This window comes from Aeromonas sp. s4 (assembly GCF_040907855.1).
In the GTDB taxonomy this organism is placed as follows: Bacteria; Pseudomonadota; Gammaproteobacteria; order Enterobacterales; family Aeromonadaceae; genus Aeromonas; species Aeromonas caviae.
This window is the reverse complement of record NZ_JBFOCP010000013.1, coordinates 36,619-53,696: the sequence shown is the minus strand read 5'-3', so window position 1 is coordinate 53,696 and position 17,078 is coordinate 36,619. Positions and strand designations below refer to the sequence as shown.

The window sequence follows — 17,078 nt, the reverse complement described above, 5'->3', positions numbered from 1 at the left end:
ATCAGGGATCAGCGTGCGCCGCGCTTGATGGGCAGCACCACGTACTGACCGACAAACTCCACCGCCAGCTTACGGCCGCTGAACAGCTGCACCCGCAGGCTGAATTTGGCGGACTCTCCGCCCCTCAGCGGCTCGAGCACGGCGGGCATGCCCTCCCGGGCCACCCGCGCCTCCGGTTCTTCGCTCACCGGCCGGTAATACTTGATGTTGCCCTCGGCCAGCACGGTATCCCCTCCCAGCCCTGCCTCCTTGAGCTGCAACCAGATGAGACCCCAGCCCGCCAGCACGCACTGGCTGTAGATGCTGCCGGCGAACATGGTGTCGTGGACGTTGAGATTGGCCGCCAGGTTGGCCTTGAGGTGGAAGGTCTGGCCATCGTAGTGGGTGATGTGCACCCCCATCTTCTCGCTGATGGGAATACCCCGCGACCAGCGGGTGGTGAGATCCTGGCACCACTCCGGACGGTACTGGATGGTCTGCATGGGACTCAGGGACTTGATCATCTGGCGGTGAGGGATGCGGCCGAAGGAGACGGGGCCTTCCCCTACCTCGAGGAAGCCGCAGCGGCGATAGAACTCCACCGCCTCCTGGCGGGCGTTCATCACCAGCCGTTTCACCTTCTCGTCGCGGGCAAGCTGCTCGAGATCCTCCACCATGCGGGCGCCCAGCCCCTGGCCGCGAAATTCGGGTCGCAGCGCCATAAAGCGGATCTGTGCTTCATCGCCGCCCACAAAGAGGCGACCCACGGCGATGGGCGTTCCGTCGGGGGAGAGCATCAGCCGGTGAATGGCAACGGTATCGTACTCGTCACGCTCGGAGCCAAGGGGCAGATTGAAGGGTTTGCGCAGTAGTTCCCAGCGCAACTGATAGTAAGCATCCAGCTCCGCTGGTGTTTCTGGGGTGACTACCCGGTACATAAAGCGATCCTTGAGTGTGCGCCGACTGGCAGATGGAAGGACTGACGCAACCATTTCTCCCGGCGCAGCCTGTAGTAGGTATCCAGCTCGGCTGCCGTTTGGGGGATGACCACCCGGTACATAACAACATCCTTGAGTTACACTGGTCGAAAGCCATCTTGCCGTGCAAATTCATGGACTTCAATCTGCAAGCGTACCAAGCCGATCACTTATTGCACCTCAGTGCCAAACCCGAACGCCGCGTTTCGGTGCTTGAAAATGCCCGTCATCGCTGGCTGGAAATGGATGGCGTGGTGCAATCCGCCATGAGCCTCCACCAGCCGGCCCGCCTCTGTCTGCCTCATCAACGGAGCATCGCGGAGCAGTTGCCAAAGCAGGCAAGCCGTATCCTGGAGCTGGGGCTGGGCGGAGGGGATCTCACCCGTCACCTGGCGGCACGCTGGCCCGATGCCCACCACGACTGCGTGGATCTGGATGCCGAGATCCTCACCCTGTTCCAGCAGTTCTTCCTCCCCTCATCAGGGGGCTCGCCTCGGCTGCATCACGCCGATGCGCTGCACTTCCTGCACCAGAGCCAGGAGAGCTACGATCTGGTGCTGCTGGATTTGTTCAGCCAGGACGGCAACCCCCTGCTGCTGTTCCAGGCTCCGCTCTATCAGGCACTGGCCAGCCGCCTGAGCGGCACCCTCATCATCAATCTGCTGCCCCGCACCCGGCTCGAACAGGCACAGGCTCTGCGACTGGCAGAGGAGTGGATAGGCCCGACCCACGTCCACGACGTGCCCGGCTACCGCAACGTCATCCTGCACGCGACCCGTCAGCATGGCCAGGGCGGGCGAGCACCGGCAGGGTGAAGAACCTGCGAAGTGTGCAGGCATCGCGTCCTGCCCTCCGGTGAGGCCTGCCCTGCCTGCCACCCTTATACCTGCAGCCAGAAGGTGACGGGGCCATCGTTGAGCAGCCTGACCTTCATGTCGGCGGCGAAGCGGCCGGTTTCGGTCGGCACGCAGCTCTCCCTGGCACGAGCCACGAAGTACTCATAGAGTCGCTCGGCATCTGCGGGATGGGCGCCACCGGAGAAGCTGGGTCTCATCCCCTTGCCGGTATCCGCCGCCAGGGTGAACTGGGAGACCACCAGCAGGCTGCCACCCACCTGGCTCACGTTGAGGTTCATCTTGCCGTTCTCGTCAGAGAAGATGCGATAGCCGCTCACCTTGTGCAGCAGCTTGTCGGCTTTGGCCTCGTCATCCCCCTGCTCCACCCCGAGCAGCACCAGCAACCCCTGGCCGATGGCCCCGGTCACCTCTCCCTCTACCGTTACGCTGGCCTCGCTGACCCGCTGAATCAGTGCAATCACATCCCTCTCCTCTCAAAACAGCACGACCGCCCATCCTGCGGGATGAGCGGTCGTCGATGCTACCAATAAATGCCCTGCCCGGGCCAACGCCTTTGTGTCGGGATCCGGTGTGATGGCCGGCCAGCGTCAGGCCAGCTCCTCTGCACCGGGCTTCTCGTACTCCCCGAGGCAGGCGGTGGTCTCGGCCCCCAGCAACACCACCAGCCAGCTCAGATACACCCAGACGAACAGGATGGGAATGGTCGCCAGGGCGCCATAGATGGCCTGGTAGGAGGGGAAGTTGGTGATGTAGATGGCAAAGCCGCGCTTGGCCAGCTCGAACAGGGTGGCCGCCACCAGGGCACCGATGAAGGCGTGGGTCAGCCGCACGCGGCAGTTGGGCACCACGGTATAGATCAGCAGGAAGGTGAGCACGGAGAAGAGGAACGGCAGGCTGCGCAGCAGCAGATAGCCGATACCGAACAGGCTGTCAGCCGCGAACAACCTGAGCGAGAGAATGTAGGAGGAGATGGCGATGCTGGCACCGATGAGCACGGGGCCCAGGGTCAGGATCATCCAGTACATGGCGAATGCCTGGGCCAAGGGCCGGCTTCGGGTGGATCGCCAGATGTAGTTGAGGTTCTTGTCGATGGCCGAGATGAGCATCAGGGCCACCACGATCAGGGCACCGATACCGACGGCCGTGGTGTTGGTGGCGTTGGCCACGAAGCCGTCGATGTACTCCTTGAGCATCTCGCCGGCGGTGGGGACGAAGTTGTGATAGACGAACTGCTCCATCGCCTGCTTCAGGCTCTGGAACACCGGAAAGGCCGACATCATGCCGAACACCACGGCGATCATGGGCACCAGGGAGAGCAGGGTGACATAGGCCAGGTAACCGGCAGTCACCGTCAATCTGTCCTGCTGGAAGCGGCCCCAGACAAACTGGGCGAAGTGGGCACCATCGTGGCGCAAGAAGGAGAGTGCATGGGCCAGACGGCCGCGGATCTGCTGCTGCATCTTGTTTCTCGTAAGCGTGATCATGCAGACATTGTGTCAGATAGGGTGGTCATTTGGCCACCCGCAGACCGGCCGGATGCGCCTCCATCGGGCTCAGGCACCATGCGCCCTCATGTCGAGCCCATAAAAAAAGAGGCCATAAGGCCTCTCTTTGGTCTGTCGATGAACAGCTATCGATCAAGCACGACCAGCGCGCTTGCGATCCATCTCGGTCAGCAGTTTCTTGCGGATACGGATGGCTTTCGGGGTGATCTCGACCAGCTCGTCGTTGTCGATGAACTCGAGAGCCTGCTCCAGGGTCATGCGGATCGGCGGAGTCAGCACCTGGGCTTCGTCGGTACCGGAGGCACGCATGTTGGTCAGCTGCTTGCCTTTCAGGCAGTTGACGGTCAGGTCGTTGGAGCGAGAGTGGATCCCGATCACCTGGCCTTCGTACACTTCGGTCGCGTGACCGATGAACAGACGACCACGATCTTGCAGACCGAACAGGGCGAAGGTCAGGGCCTTGCCGGTGGCGTTGGAGATCAGCACGCCGTTCTGACGCTCACCGATGCTGCCACCCTTGTGCGGACCGTAGTGGTCGAAGGTGTGGTACAGCAGACCGGTACCAGAGGTCATGGTCAGGAACTCGGTCTGGAAGCCGATCAGGCCACGGCTCGGGATGATGAAGTCCAGACGGACGCGACCCTTGCCATCCGGGGTCATGTTGGTCATCTCGCCTTTACGCAGGCCGAGCTGCTCCATCACGGACCCCTGATGCGCTTCTTCCACGTCCACAGTGACGGTTTCGAACGGTTCTTGCAGTTCGCCATCCACGGTACGCAGGATAACTTCCGGACGGGATACCGCCAGTTCGTAACCTTCGCGACGCATGTTTTCGATCAGGATGGAGAGGTGCAGTTCACCACGGCCGGAGACGCGGAACTTGTCCGGATCTTCGGTCTCTTCCACGCGCAGGGCCACGTTGTGGACCAGTTCCTGGTTCAGACGCTCCAGAATGTTGCGGGAGGTGACGAACTTGCCTTCTTTACCGGCGAACGGCGAGGTGTTGACCTGGAAAGTCATGTTCACGGTCGGCTCGTCAACGGAGAGCGGCGGCAGGGCTTCGACGGCACTGTTGTCACAGATGGTGTCGGAGATCTTCAGCTCGCCCAGACCGGTGATGGCGATGATGTCGCCCGCTTGCGCGTCGGTCACTTCGGTACGGGACAGGCCCAGGTAGCCCAGCACCTGACCGACCTTGCCGGTACGCGGTTTGCCGTTGGCACTGACGATGGTGACCTGCTGGTTGGTCTTGACGCGACCACGAGTGATGCGGCCGATACCGATGACGCCCACGTAGGAGTTGTAGTCCAGCTGGGAGATTTGCATCTGGAAGGCACCGTCAACGTCGCCCTTCGGGGCTTCCACGTTGTCGACGATGGCCTGGAACAGGGGTTCCATGTTCTCGGACGGGACGTCCTGATCCAGGGTGGCCCAACCGTTCAGTGCAGAGGCGTAAACAACCTTGAAGTCCAGTTGCTCATCGGTGGCACCCAGGTTGTCGAACAGATCGAAGACCTGATCCATTACCCAGTCAGGACGAGCACCCGGACGGTCGATCTTGTTGATGACCACGATGGGCTTCAGACCCTGGGCGAACGCCTTCTGGGTCACGAAACGGGTCTGCGGCATCGGGCCGTCAACGGCGTCGACCAGCAGCAGCACGGAGTCAACCATGGAGAGTACGCGCTCAACTTCACCACCGAAGTCGGCGTGACCCGGGGTATCCACGATGTTGATGCGATAGTCGTTCCAGCGGATCGCAGTGTTCTTGGCGAGAATGGTGATGCCACGTTCCCGTTCCAGATCATTGGAGTCCATGATCCGTTCCTGACCTTCGCTGGTGCGATCCAGAGTGCCGGATTGCTGCAGCAGCTTATCAACCAGAGTCGTTTTGCCGTGGTCAACGTGCGCAATAATCGCAATATTGCGTAAATTCTCTAACATTCTCGCCTCAAATCACCGGGTAAAATTGGGCGCTAATTGTACTCTCGCCTTTGTGATCTGCCTAGCAGAATTGCAACACATTCACACACAACAAAGGATCAGGATCATGGACCCCGCGGCAAAAGGCTGCTTAGATGGCCTGGATACGCTGGCGCACCATCTCGGTGCACCAAAACGATCCAAGGTTGCACCACTTTAATGCAGCAACCGGCATGAGAACGGGTTTCTCGGCAGCCTGAAACGGTGCAAGTGCCCTGAAATCAAGCTGTCACAAACTTGGCACGATACTGGCTTATGTGAATGTGACGACGCATTCACCCAAAGAGTTTTAACACCGGAGGTTACTTAGCATGTCAGCCCAGAACGTTTTGGCCCTGATCCAGGAACACGAAGTCAAGTTTGTTGATCTGCGTTTTACCGACACCAAGGGTAAAGAGCAGCACGTATCCATCCCTTCCCACCAGGTTGACGAAGACTTCTTCGAAGACGGCAAGATGTTCGATGGTTCCTCCATCGGCGGCTGGAAGGGCATCAACGAGTCTGACATGGTGCTGATGCCGGACCCGGCTTCCGCCAAACTGGACCCGTTCACCGAAGAGACCACTCTGAACATCGTCTGTGACGTGCTTGAACCCGCCACCATGCAAGGCTATGACCGTGATCCGCGCTCCATCGCCAAGCGTGCCGAAGATTTCCTGAAGTCCAGCGGCATCGCTGACACCGTGCTGTTCGGGCCGGAGCCGGAATTCTTCATGTTCGACAACATCACCTTCTCCAACACCATGGGCCACAGCTTCGTGAAGATCGAATCCGAAGAAGCTGCCTGGAACTCCGGTACCGACTACGAGCACGGCAACAAGGGTCACCGTCCGTTCGTCAAGGGTGGTTACTTCCCGGTTGCCCCGGTTGACTCCTCCCAGGACATCCGTGCCGCCATGTGCCTGGTGCTGGAAGAGATGGGCCAGGTCGTCGAAGCTCACCACCACGAAGTGGCGACCGCCGGTCAGAACGAGATCGCAACCCGCTTCAACACCCTCACCCTGAAGGCTGACGAAGTACAGGTCCTGAAGTACGTGATCCACAACGTGGCCCACGCCTACAACAAGACCGTCACCTTCATGCCGAAACCCATGTTCGGTGACAACGGCTCCGGCATGCACTGCCACCAGTCCCTGGCCAAAGATGGCGTCAACCTGTTCGCAGGCGACCTGTACGGCGGTCTGTCCGAGATGGCACTGCACTACATCGGCGGCATCATCAAGCACGCCAAGGCCATCAACGCCTTCGCCAACCCGACCACCAACTCCTACAAGCGTCTGGTGCCGGGCTATGAAGCACCGGTCATGCTGGCCTACTCCGCCCGCAACCGTTCTGCCTCCATCCGTATCCCGGTCGTGCCGAGCCCGAAAGCCCGCCGCATCGAAGTACGCTTCCCGGATCCGGCTGCCAACCCGTACCTGGCCTTCGCTGCCCAGCTGATGGCCGGTCTGGACGGCATCATCAACAAGATCCATCCGGGCGATGCCATGGACAAGAACCTGTACGATCTGCCGCCGGAAGAAGCCGCTGAAGTGCCGACCGTTGCCGGTTCCCTGGACGAAGCGCTGTCCGCACTGGATGCAGACCGTGAGTTCCTGACCCGTGGTGGCGTGTTCAGCGATGACTTCATCAACTCCTACCTGGAACTGAAACAGCAGGATGTTGACCGCGTGCGCATGACTCCGCACCCGCTGGAGTTCGAGCTGTACTACTCCGTCTAATCCGCTTTCCCATGATAAACCCGCCATCTGGCGGGTTTTTTTCATTCTGGCAACGGAAATACCGCCAAACGGGCACGATCGTACAGAAAGATGATCCCGTTCACGGAGCCGTACCACCCTCGGCTGCTCACGCCCCGACCCCGTGGTTTTTCTCTGATAGGATTAAGGTGAACCCCGTCAAGGAGAGATGGATGAACACTGTACCCTGGCTGCTGAGCCTCCTGCTGATGGCCTCCTGTTCTGCACAGGCCGCCCGCGTCTATTCCTGGGTCGATCCCCAGGGGGTGACCCACTACACCGATGCCCCCCCTCCCGGCAAAAGCGCAAAAGAGGTGGACCTGCGGGTCTCGCCGCTCATCGGCACAGCCCCCCACTCGGTCCAGGTGGACAACTTCAACAGCCTGACCGGTGTCGATGCCAGGAAAGCCCTGGAAGCGGCGCCCCTGGAGATCGATCTCATCTCTCCGGAACCGGGCAGCACATTGCGCGACAATACCGGCAACATCGTCTTCCAGGGCGAGATCTCTCCCCAGGTCCCGGTGCAATACGATGTGCGCCTGATCCTGAACGGCAAGGCGGTGCCCCTGGTTCACAACAGCCTGGCCATACGGGTGGAAAACCTCGATAGGGGCGCCTATGAGGCACGGCTCGAGTTGCTCGCCAAAGACGGTACGATCCTTGCTAAATCTAAGCCAACCACCTTTTACCTGCACAGGGCGTCGGTGAATCAGGCTCCCAGAGCCGCCCCCAAGGCCAATTAGGGGTGATGTGACGCACCGATGCGGGTAAACTTGATGCACTATATTGGTGCACTCTAGGTGTACAGCACCGTTTTAGGGAGAAACCTGTGCCAACCCGCTCGGACAACGCCAAGACACTCTTGGACAATCTGCTGACCGCCGTCATTCTCATGGATGAACGTCTCTGTATTCAATTCGTCAATCCGGCGGCAGAACAGCTGCTTTCCCTCAGCGAACGACGACTGATCGGCATCGAACTGCCCCACCTGCTGGAACACATCTCTCTCGATCTGCAGCGTTTCAAGCAGTGCCTCATTTCGGGGCAGGGCTTCACCGACAGCGAAGTCACCCTGGTGGTGGAGGGGGAGCCCAGGCTGGTGGAGATCAGCGTCAGCCCCATGGCCGATCATGAACAGCGACTGATGGTGGTGGAGCTGCGCAAGATCGATCAGCAGAAGAAGATCAGTCAGGAGCTGCAGCAACACGCCCAGCAGCAGGCCGCCAAGGAGCTGGTGCGCGGCCTGGCGCACGAAATCAAGAACCCCCTGGGGGGATTGCGCGGCGCGGCCCAACTGCTGCAAAAGGAGTTGCCCGACCCGGCCTTGCGTGAATACACCGGCATCATCATCGAGCAGGCCGATCGCCTGCGGGTGCTGGTCGACAGGTTGCTCGGTCCCCAGCGTCCCGGCCGTCACCAGATGCACAATGTTCACTCCGTGCTGGAGCAGGTGCGCCGTCTGGTGGACCTGGAGCTGCCGCCGCAGATCCGCATCGAGCGGGACTACGACCCCAGCATCCCCGAATTCGAGATGGAATCGGACCAGCTGCAACAGGCGTTCCTGAACATAGTGCGCAACGCCGCCGAGGCCCTTGGGGATCAGGACGGCCTCATCCGCATCAAGACGCGCACCGCCTTCCAGATCACCATCCATGGCCAGCGCTATCGCCTGGCGGCCGAAATCAAGATCATCGACAACGGCCCCGGTATTCCCGACGCCATTCGCGACACCCTCTTCTACCCCATGATCACCGGCAAGGAAGGGGGAACGGGCCTGGGCCTCTCCATCGCCCAGAACCTGATCGATCAGCACAAGGGTCGCATCGACTGCATCAGCTGGCCGGGCCACACCGAATTCACCATTTATCTACCACTTCGCAAATAAGGGAACCTCATGACAGCAAAAGTGTGGATCGTCGATGACGACAGCTCCATCCGGTGGGTTCTGGAGCGCACCCTTGGCAGCGAAGGCTTCGAATGCGAAAGTTTCGCCGACGGCGAAGCCCTGCTGAGTTCACTGGAGATGCGCTCACCGGACGTGATCCTCTCGGATATCCGCATGCCGGGCATCGACGGCCTGAGCCTGCTGGAGCAGATCCATCGCCGCCAGGCCGATCTGCCCATCATCATCATGACGGCCCACTCGGACCTCGACAGCGCGGTCAACGCCTACCAGCGCGGTGCCTTCGAATACCTGCCCAAGCCGTTCGACATCGACGAGGCGGTCACCCTGGTACGCCGGGCCGAGAACCACCTCAAGGAGCAACGTACCAAGCGCAAGGCTCGCCAACAGGAAGCCACCACCACCCCGGAGATCATCGGCGAAGCCCCTGCCATGCAGGAGGTGTTCCGCGCCATCGGCCGGCTGTCGCGCTCCAGCATCTCGGTGCTCATCAACGGTCAAAGCGGTACCGGCAAGGAGCTGGTTGCCCATGCCCTGCACAAGCACAGCCCCCGGGCCCACAAGAACTTCATCGCCCTCAACATGGCGGCCATCCCGAAAGACCTCATCGAATCCGAGCTGTTCGGTCATGAGAAGGGAGCCTTCACCGGCGCCAACAACATTCGTCACGGCCGCTTCGAACAGGCCGATGGTGGCACCCTGTTTCTCGACGAAATAGGCGACATGCCGCTGGACGTGCAGACCCGGTTGCTGCGGGTACTGGCGGACGGGCAGTTCTACCGGGTTGGCGGCCACCAACCGGTGCAGGTGGATGTGCGGATCATTGCCGCCACCCACCAGAATCTGGAGAAGCGGGTCGCCGACGGCGAGTTTCGGGAAGACCTGTTCCACCGCCTCAACGTCATCCGCATCCATATTCCGGCCCTCAAGGAGCGCCGGGAGGACATCCCCCAGCTGGCCCAGCACTTCCTGCTGCGAGCCGCCAAGGAGCTGAACGTGGAGGCCAAGAGCCTGCACCCGGATACCCAGATCTACATCAGCCGCCTGCCCTGGCCGGGCAACGTGCGCCAGCTGGAGAACGTCTGCCGCTGGCTCACCGTGATGGCCTCTGGCCAGGAGGTGCTGGTAGGCGATCTGCCCACCGAGCTGCTGACTCCCATCACCAGCACCGCCGAGCCGGGCCAGCCCGCCCTGACCGGTGGCTGGCAGCAGCAGTTGCAGGACTGGGTGGCCGCCAAGCTGGCGCTGGGGGAGACCGATATCCTGGCGGATGCCATGCCCCAGTTCGAACGGATCATGCTGGAGACGGCACTGGATCACACCCACGGTCACAAGCAGGAGGCTGCCCGCCTGCTCGGCTGGGGCCGCAATACCCTGACCCGCAAGCTCAAGGAGCTCGACATTCCCTGAGCCTGCGGGAAAAACGATTCCCATCACGCCTTGAGGGAAAGCCTGACCAATCACACCCCGTTTGCTTGCAAACGGGGTATCTTTTTCAGGCGCCCCGCCTAGAATGGCAGGCTTTCCAACCCGACTCGCAGAAGGTGCCCCATGATTGACAGATCCCTCCCCCTGACCGACCTGCATCGCCATCTGGATGGCAACATCCGCCCGCAGACCATTCTCGAGCTGGGACGTCAGCACAACATCCGACTGCCAGCCGATGAGCTGGAAGCCCTGCGCCCGCACGTGCAAATCGTCGAGAACGAGCCGAGTCTGGTGGCCTTCCTGAAGAAACTGGACTGGGGTGTAGCCGTGCTGGCCGACTACGATGCCTGCCGCCGGGTCGCCTACGAAAACGTGGAAGATCTGTTGCGTGCCGGGATCGACTATGCCGAGCTGCGCTTCAGCCCGGCCTACATGGCGATGACCCACAAACTGCACCCGCAGGGCGTAGTCGAAGCCATCATCGACGGCGTGGCCGCAGGCAGCCGTGACTTCGGCATCAAGACCAATCTCATCGGCATCATGAGCCGAACATTCGGCACCGAGCAGTGCAAGCAGGAGCTGGATGCCTGTCTGGCTCATCGCGATCGCCTGGTCGCCATCGATCTGGCCGGCGACGAACTGGGCTTCCCGGGCGAGCTCTTCACCGACCACTTCCGCCGGGTGCGGGATGCAGGCATGCGGGTCACCGTGCACGCCGGTGAAGCCGCCGGCCCCGAGAGCATGTGGCAGGCCATTCGCGAGCTGGGAGCCGAGCGCATCGGCCACGGCGTCAAGGCCATCCAGGATCCGGCCCTGATGGCCTATCTGGCCGAACACCGCATCGGCATCGAGTCCTGCCTCACCTCCAACCTCCAGACCACCACGGTGGCGAGTCTGGCCGATCACCCGATCCGCCAGTTCCTGGCCGCCGGCGTGCTGGCCTGCCTCAATACCGACGATCCGGCGGTGGAGGGGATCGATCTGCCCCATGAATACGAGGTGGCGGCCCCTGCTGCCGGCATGACGGTGAGCGAGATCCGCACCGCCCAGCAGAACGGCCTGACCCTGGCCTTCCTGAGCGAAGCCGAGAAGGCCGAGCTGAGTGCCCGTGCGGCTCAACGTTGAGCAGGGGTAAAACCCAATAAAAAAACCGCCGAAAGGCGGTTTTTTATTGTCCCACGACATTGCCCGGCCTAGATCACCCGGGAGAACTGCTGCTGGCGCGCCTTGCTGCGCAGGTAGACATCGAAGCACATGCAGATGTTGCGGATCAGCAGCTGACCGGTGGAGACCACCTCCAGCCCCTCTTCGGTCATGCGCACCAGACCGTCGTCGATGAAGGTCTGCAACAGCTTGAGATCCTCGGCAAAATATTCCTTGAACACCAGGCCGTGGGCCTGCTCCACAGCGGCGAAGTTCAGGGAAAAATCGCAGATGAGGCGCTTGATCACCTCACGACGGATCAGATCGTCCCGATTGAGGGAGCACCCCTTCCACTGGGCATGGCCCAGTGACTCGACCTGGGCGTAGTAGGTTTTGAGATCCTTCTGGTTCTGGGAATAGGCATCCCCCATCATGCTGATGGAAGAGACCCCCAGCCCCAGCAGATCGCAATCCCCCTGGGTGGTATAGCCCTGGAAGTTGCGATGCAGCTTGCCCTCGCGCTGGGCGACGGCCAGCTCGTCATCGGGCTTGGCAAAGTGGTCCATGCCGATGAACTGATAACCCTGGCCGGTCAGGAAGGCAATGGTGTCCTGCAGCATGGCCAGCTTCTCCTGCGGCGCCGGCATGTCCGCTTCTTTCAGCTTGTGCTGGGCGGCAAAACGGCTCGGCAGGTGGGCATAGTTGAAGATGGAGAGGCGGGCCGGGTCGGTCTTGAGCACCTCTTCCAGGGTGTGATGGAAGCTCTCCCGGTTCTGGTGCGGCAGACCGTAGATGAGATCCAGATTGGTGGAGCGGAACCCCAGCTCGCGGGCACGAACCAGCATGGCGCGGATGAAGTCGTTGTCCTGCTCCCGATTGACCGCGACCTGGACCGCCTTGTTGAAGTCCTGAACGCCAAGGCTGATGCGGTTGAAACCGAGCTCCCGCAGCACATCCAGCATGGACAATTCGATCTCGCGGGGATCCACCTCGATGCTGATCTCCCCCTCCTCGGCGAAGTGGAAGTGCTCCCGCAACATGGCCATCAGGCGACGAGTCTGGGGTTCGCTCAGATAGGTGGGTGTGCCGCCACCCCAGTGCAGCTGGGTGACCAGTCTCTCCTTGAACAGGGGGGCCTGGGCCTTGATCTCCTGTTCGAGGTAGTCGAGGTATTGATCTGCCTTGTGCTGGTGCCGGGTAATGACCTTGTTGCAACCGCAGTAGTAGCAGAGCTTGTGACAGAAGGGGATGTGCACGTAGAGCGACAGATTGCGTGCAGGATACTGGCCCGCTGCCTGGACAAAGTCCGGATAGCCAAATCCCTCGTTGAACTCCAGCGCAGTGGGATAGGAGGTGTAACGCGGACCACTGTAGTTGTATTTTTCGATCAGGGCCTGATCCCACACAATCTGTTCTGCTTGCACGCTTGCTTCCTCTGTCTTTGTTATGGGCTCACCGGCTTAACTGAAAATCCTTCAGTCTGGCGACATCCTCAAGGATCTGCGCCTCCAGCTCGGCCTCGTAGCCGCTGCGTTCGAGATCCATCTTCATCACTTCATTGCGCTTGAGTGCCCGCCTCGCCTCATGGGTCGGCATCTCTTTCACCTTCTCATAGAGGCCGTAGAGCCCCGGGAACTCGGTGGCAAAGGCGCGGCCCCCCTTTATTTGCAAGGCATCCAGCAGATTGGTCAGCCGGATGGCACCTTCTGAGTAGTCGCACTGACCATCTCGTACCGCGTGGGCGATCACCCTGACACTCTCCAGGATCCGCTCGTTGCGGGCCGTAATGGCATGCTGCTGCATCTCTTGCTGGCGTTTGAGACGCGCCATCAGGGTGCCGGCATAGACGGCCAGCCCCAGCAAAATCAGGCCACCCAACAGGGCGGCCAGCATCCATCCACTCATCACTTTTTCTTCGGCTCGGGTTTGGCTTCAGGCTGGTAGTCTGCCTGAGAGAAACGCTCCCACAGCTCCTCTTCGGAGGCAGGCTGACTCGGCTCGTCAAAATCGGCATCATCAAAATCCATGTCGCCATCTTCGTCATCGTCGTTGTCGATGATACCGAGCTCGTCCATCAGCTCCTGATAACGGTCAACCCGCTGATCGACCCATGCCTGCTCTGCGGCCTCCAGGGTTTCACCGGCATCCAGACGATCCAGCAAGGCATTGAGGCGATCATCATTCTCGATGGACGCCAGCTCCTGCTCGGGGGTCATCACCACCCGCTTCTCTTTCGCAGGCTTGGTCGCCACCGGCTTGCTGCCCTTCTCGTCGGCAATCAGCGCGATGGGCTTGCGAGAGCCGATGCGTGGATCCTTGGCCTGCTTGGAGCCGCTCTTTTTGCCCGCCTGCTCGACCTGTTGGCGGGAGCCCGCCTTCAGGCCCTTGCGCTTGGCGGCGCGCTTGCGCTCACGACCTTCCTGGGCACTGGCATCTGATTCTTTGCGCTTGCCGGTAGGCTTGCGGTTGGGTTGTTTGGCCGACATGAATGACTCCGACAAATAACTGAATGGAAACCCCCGGAGCGTGTCGTCCGGGGAGGATGCTGAAGCGGGGAACAGTAAATATGGAACAAGAGTGGGATCCCGCACCAATTCGACCACTTTGGGCCGCTGAACACCGCAGGATCGGCATCCTCTGGGCATGTTGCTGGTATTTTGACACAGAATGTCTTGGCGGGTTAATGACCCAATAGAAAAAAGGCAGCCGAAGCTGCCTTTTTCCATCATGCGAGTGCCATTCCCTGGTAGCCAATCGCCTTATCCCTGGGCGAACCACGGCGCATCATTTCGTTGGATCATCCTGATCCTTATTGACCAGTCCTGAGTGTGCGTGTGTTTGTTTGTCTAACCCAAACCGGCGACATCCTGCCTCCCATCGGGGTGGTTGCCTCCCGCAGCCCCGCTCATCCCTGGCGGTCACCATCCTGGCTTTTTGCATCTATTGCTCATCGCATGCTCCGAGCCGACATCCTGTCAAACCGAAGACGGGTCTTGCACCCTCTCTCCGGCCAATCCTGATTGCCTACTGTAACTTCTTCGCTGGATGACTCAATCAACCAAAGCACATTTCGAACTGGTACAAAGTGATGTTATATTTCTTAATTCATTGAAAAACAAAACATAAAAAAATATATGTGAGCAATCTTTCAGACACGACCAGCCCCGTATATAGAAGATCTCTTACAGCAATGCAGGCTGTTTACGGGCGATCGCTACAACCTCAAAAAAGAACAGGGAACACAATGGTTCCCTGTTCTTTTCAACAAGATAACTAACAGGCTATATCAGTGAAGCCCCGCCACATACTTGGAGAGCGCCTCGATGTCCTGATCCGTCAGCTTCTTGGCCACATCCCGCATCATGCCATTGGGATCGTTGTCGCGGGTCGCCGAACGAAAAGCGGTGAGCTGGGCCTTGATATAGGCGGGATGCTGCCCTGACAGGCTGGGGTACTTCGCTTGCTCGACGCCGGAACCCCGTGGGCCATGACAGGCGGTACAGGCGGCCAGGCCTCGCTCCATGTCTCCCCCCATATAAAGCGCCTTGCCTGCGGCAACCACCTCATCGGGCACGGCAACCGGCGTCACCTTCTGGCTGGAGAAATAGGCGGCAAGATCGTCCATATCCTGCTCGGACAACGGCAACGCCATGGGTCCCATGACGGGCGCAACCCGACCAGTTTGGCCAGAAGCTGCAGCCTTCAGTTCAACTAATTGTTTTTTGATATATGATGCGTGCTGACCAGCAATCTTGGGATACATGTCGACTGGGCTGTTGCCGTCCGGTCCATGACAGGCCGCACAGACGGCAGCCTTGGTTTGTCCCGCAGCGGCATCGCCCTTGGCTTGTGCCATCCCAGTTACGCCAACCATCAGAGCAAGTGTAATGACTAGGTTCTTCATGGCGTTCCAACTTTCTCGTTATTAGGCTTCCAGATCCCATGCCGCTGAAGGCATGTTAAAATAAACGCGTTCAAGCGACGCCATTTTACACTATTTCACAAAAAAGTAACTCTATAACCCTCTATCTCTATGGGGAATTTACGTTGGATACACAAACTCTGAATTTCAATAAGGTGCATTTTGTGACCAGCGCACCCGACATCCGCCACCTGCCAAATGATGGGGGTGTCGAGATTGCGTTTGCCGGTCGTTCCAACGCTGGCAAATCGTCTGCATTGAATACCTTGACCAAACACAAGAACCTGGCACGTACCAGTAAGACCCCTGGCCGTACTCAGCTGATCAACCTGTTTGAGCTGGAACCGGGCAAACGCCTGGTCGACTTGCCCGGCTATGGATATGCCCAGGTTCCGCTGGAAATGAAGCTCAAGTGGCAAAAGTCACTGGCTGAATACCTGCAACGACGGGAGTCCCTGAAAGGGCTGGTGATCCTGATGGACATCCGCCATCCGCTCAAGGAAACCGACATGAACATGCTGGAATGGAGTTCACACCGTGAACTGCCGGTGATGCTGTTGCTGACCAAGGCGGACAAGTTAAGCCCGGGGCCCCGCAACAACCAGGTGATCAAGGTTCGTCAGGCGGTGGCTGAACTGGGCCCGCAGATCCAGGTTGAAGCATTCTCTTCTCTGACCAATATCGGCGTCGAGAAGCTGGCCCAGACCCTGAGCGGCTGGTACCTGTCCGAAGCAGACAACGCCCAGGCAGACGACGAAGATCATCAGAACGAGGAGTAAACGACTCCTCTCCCTGGCTGCAATTGGCGGAGTTGGACCTCCGCTGATTGAAAGGCTTTCATGATCCCCCCATCTCCGAGCCCTCCCTCCCCGCCTTCGCCACCTCTGAAGAAAAACCTCAAAAAATATATTTAAATCATACTGATAGCATGTTTAGACGCGAAAAGAATTAACTAATCATCAACCTGATACCGTTTTCATGAATATCGAGTAAAAAATCAGACTTGAAGGCTGTCACAAACGAAACTGAAATTTAATTACACGATGAGGCAATATAGGGATAAAAATGAGGCCGGTCTTGTCATTGCAAACCGGCCTGAAGAAATGAGTTCAAAAATTTGGGAAAAAGCGAGCTCTCGAGAACAAAGACGATTGGTTTTCCTCAAGAAACGCCTTCATTCTAACAAAGAACGGCAACAATTAAAGCATTTACTCTAAATGTTACTCATAAAAAAACGCCCCGACGATGACTCATCGGGGCTGCTATTCAGCCACATTCAATTACGTGAAATAAAAGGTCTGAAAGATAGAACATCTTACCTCTGTACCCTACGCCGACAACTGTACAGCAAAGCAGCAGAAAGTGAAAGTAATTTATGTAATTTAGTTTCAATGGTAGGAAAAAGAAAAAATATTCATAATTTTCATGCAGATAAAAAAATCCCCAGTACGAATACCGGGGAGTTATAAAGGTGACTAGCTAGCACTTCCTCAACTATCCAGTTAGTCAGCAGTCCGTTACAGAAGTTCCGCTGCTTTGAGAAAAAACTCAAAAAAATTCTGCGAGTGACGGCAAAGTAAAAGTAACTTATTGTTATGCAATGGTTTTATAAAAATGGCACCTGTTCTGCCACACACCCACC

General features: G+C 59.0%; 15 protein-coding genes. 7 read left to right on the top strand and 8 right to left on the bottom strand.

The window, feature by feature from the left end; translation table 11 throughout:
- Positions 1 to 8 precede the first annotated feature (8 nt).
- Positions 9 to 917: a bifunctional GNAT family N-acetyltransferase/hotdog fold thioesterase gene (locus AB5Y89_RS02640; protein WP_010672532.1), complete on the bottom strand. Its 909-nt coding sequence runs from the start codon at positions 915 to 917 to the stop codon at positions 9 to 11.
- 173 nt (positions 918 to 1,090) lie between these two features.
- Between AB5Y89_RS02640 and AB5Y89_RS02635 the strand changes: the two genes are divergently transcribed.
- Entirely contained in the window at positions 1,091 to 1,771 is a 681-nt protein-coding gene (locus AB5Y89_RS02635; protein WP_010672530.1) for a methyltransferase domain-containing protein, read from the top strand.
- A gap of 65 nt (positions 1,772 to 1,836) precedes the next feature.
- On the opposite strand, the gene dtd is transcribed toward AB5Y89_RS02635, so the two are convergent.
- The 3 genes from dtd to typA form a co-directional block, all read right to left on the bottom strand.
- Positions 1,837 to 2,274 (bottom strand): D-aminoacyl-tRNA deacylase, encoded by a 438-nt coding sequence (gene dtd, locus AB5Y89_RS02630; RefSeq protein ID WP_139736786.1) that lies wholly within the window; start codon positions 2,272 to 2,274, stop codon positions 1,837 to 1,839.
- A gap of 126 nt (positions 2,275 to 2,400) precedes the next feature.
- Positions 2,401 to 3,273, bottom strand: a complete 873-nt coding sequence (locus AB5Y89_RS02625) for a virulence factor BrkB family protein (protein ID WP_039039511.1) — start codon at positions 3,271 to 3,273, stop codon at positions 2,401 to 2,403.
- A gap of 177 nt (positions 3,274 to 3,450) precedes the next feature.
- Positions 3,451 to 5,262 carry a translational GTPase TypA gene (gene typA, locus AB5Y89_RS02620; RefSeq protein WP_043153538.1) on the bottom strand — a complete coding sequence of 604 codons (1,812 nt, stop codon included), beginning with the start codon at positions 5,260 to 5,262 and terminating at the stop codon, positions 3,451 to 3,453.
- A 350-nt stretch (positions 5,263 to 5,612) separates the two neighbouring features.
- Between typA and glnA the strand changes: the two genes are divergently transcribed.
- The 5 genes from glnA (at position 5,613) to add (ending at position 11,496) form a co-directional block, all read left to right on the top strand.
- Complete coding sequence (glnA, locus tag AB5Y89_RS02615; protein ID WP_010672526.1) at positions 5,613 to 7,022, top strand: glutamate--ammonia ligase; 1,410 nt, start codon at positions 5,613 to 5,615, stop codon at positions 7,020 to 7,022.
- 191 nt (positions 7,023 to 7,213) lie between these two features.
- The gene (locus AB5Y89_RS02610) at positions 7,214 to 7,783 is read left to right on the top strand and encodes a DUF4124 domain-containing protein (RefSeq protein ID WP_010672525.1); all 570 of its coding nucleotides are present in this window, start codon (positions 7,214 to 7,216) and stop codon (positions 7,781 to 7,783) included.
- 86 nt (positions 7,784 to 7,869) lie between these two features.
- On the top strand, positions 7,870 to 8,925 hold the full coding sequence (glnL, locus tag AB5Y89_RS02605) for a nitrogen regulation protein NR(II) (RefSeq protein ID WP_010672524.1): 1,056 nt from the start codon (positions 7,870 to 7,872) through the stop codon (positions 8,923 to 8,925).
- A gap of 9 nt (positions 8,926 to 8,934) precedes the next feature.
- The gene (glnG, locus tag AB5Y89_RS02600; RefSeq protein ID WP_368222824.1) at positions 8,935 to 10,353 is read left to right on the top strand and encodes a nitrogen regulation protein NR(I); all 1,419 of its coding nucleotides are present in this window, start codon (positions 8,935 to 8,937) and stop codon (positions 10,351 to 10,353) included.
- Positions 10,354 to 10,494: 141 nt separating this feature from the next.
- The gene (add, locus tag AB5Y89_RS02595; RefSeq protein ID WP_010672522.1) at positions 10,495 to 11,496 is read left to right on the top strand and encodes an adenosine deaminase; all 1,002 of its coding nucleotides are present in this window, start codon (positions 10,495 to 10,497) and stop codon (positions 11,494 to 11,496) included.
- Between the two features lie 68 nt (positions 11,497 to 11,564).
- On the opposite strand, the gene hemN is transcribed toward add, so the two are convergent.
- The 4 genes from hemN to AB5Y89_RS02575 form a co-directional block, all read right to left on the bottom strand.
- The gene (gene hemN / locus AB5Y89_RS02590; protein WP_080767919.1) at positions 11,565 to 12,938 is read right to left on the bottom strand and encodes an oxygen-independent coproporphyrinogen III oxidase; all 1,374 of its coding nucleotides are present in this window, start codon (positions 12,936 to 12,938) and stop codon (positions 11,565 to 11,567) included.
- A gap of 28 nt (positions 12,939 to 12,966) precedes the next feature.
- Positions 12,967 to 13,407 carry a DUF2489 domain-containing protein gene (locus AB5Y89_RS02585; protein WP_043153541.1) on the bottom strand — a complete coding sequence of 147 codons (441 nt, stop codon included), beginning with the start codon at positions 13,405 to 13,407 and terminating at the stop codon, positions 12,967 to 12,969.
- An 11-nt stretch (positions 13,408 to 13,418) separates the two neighbouring features.
- Complete coding sequence (gene yihI / locus AB5Y89_RS02580) at positions 13,419 to 14,000, bottom strand: Der GTPase-activating protein YihI (RefSeq protein ID WP_039039515.1); 582 nt, start codon at positions 13,998 to 14,000, stop codon at positions 13,419 to 13,421.
- Positions 14,001 to 14,800: 800 nt separating this feature from the next.
- The gene (locus tag AB5Y89_RS02575) at positions 14,801 to 15,418 is read right to left on the bottom strand and encodes a cytochrome c (protein WP_010672518.1); all 618 of its coding nucleotides are present in this window, start codon (positions 15,416 to 15,418) and stop codon (positions 14,801 to 14,803) included.
- Positions 15,419 to 15,561: 143 nt separating this feature from the next.
- Between AB5Y89_RS02575 and yihA the strand changes: the two genes are divergently transcribed.
- Positions 15,562 to 16,215 carry a ribosome biogenesis GTP-binding protein YihA/YsxC gene (gene yihA, locus AB5Y89_RS02570; RefSeq protein ID WP_041212162.1) on the top strand — a complete coding sequence of 218 codons (654 nt, stop codon included), beginning with the start codon at positions 15,562 to 15,564 and terminating at the stop codon, positions 16,213 to 16,215.
- Positions 16,216 to 17,078: the final 863 nt, after the last annotated feature.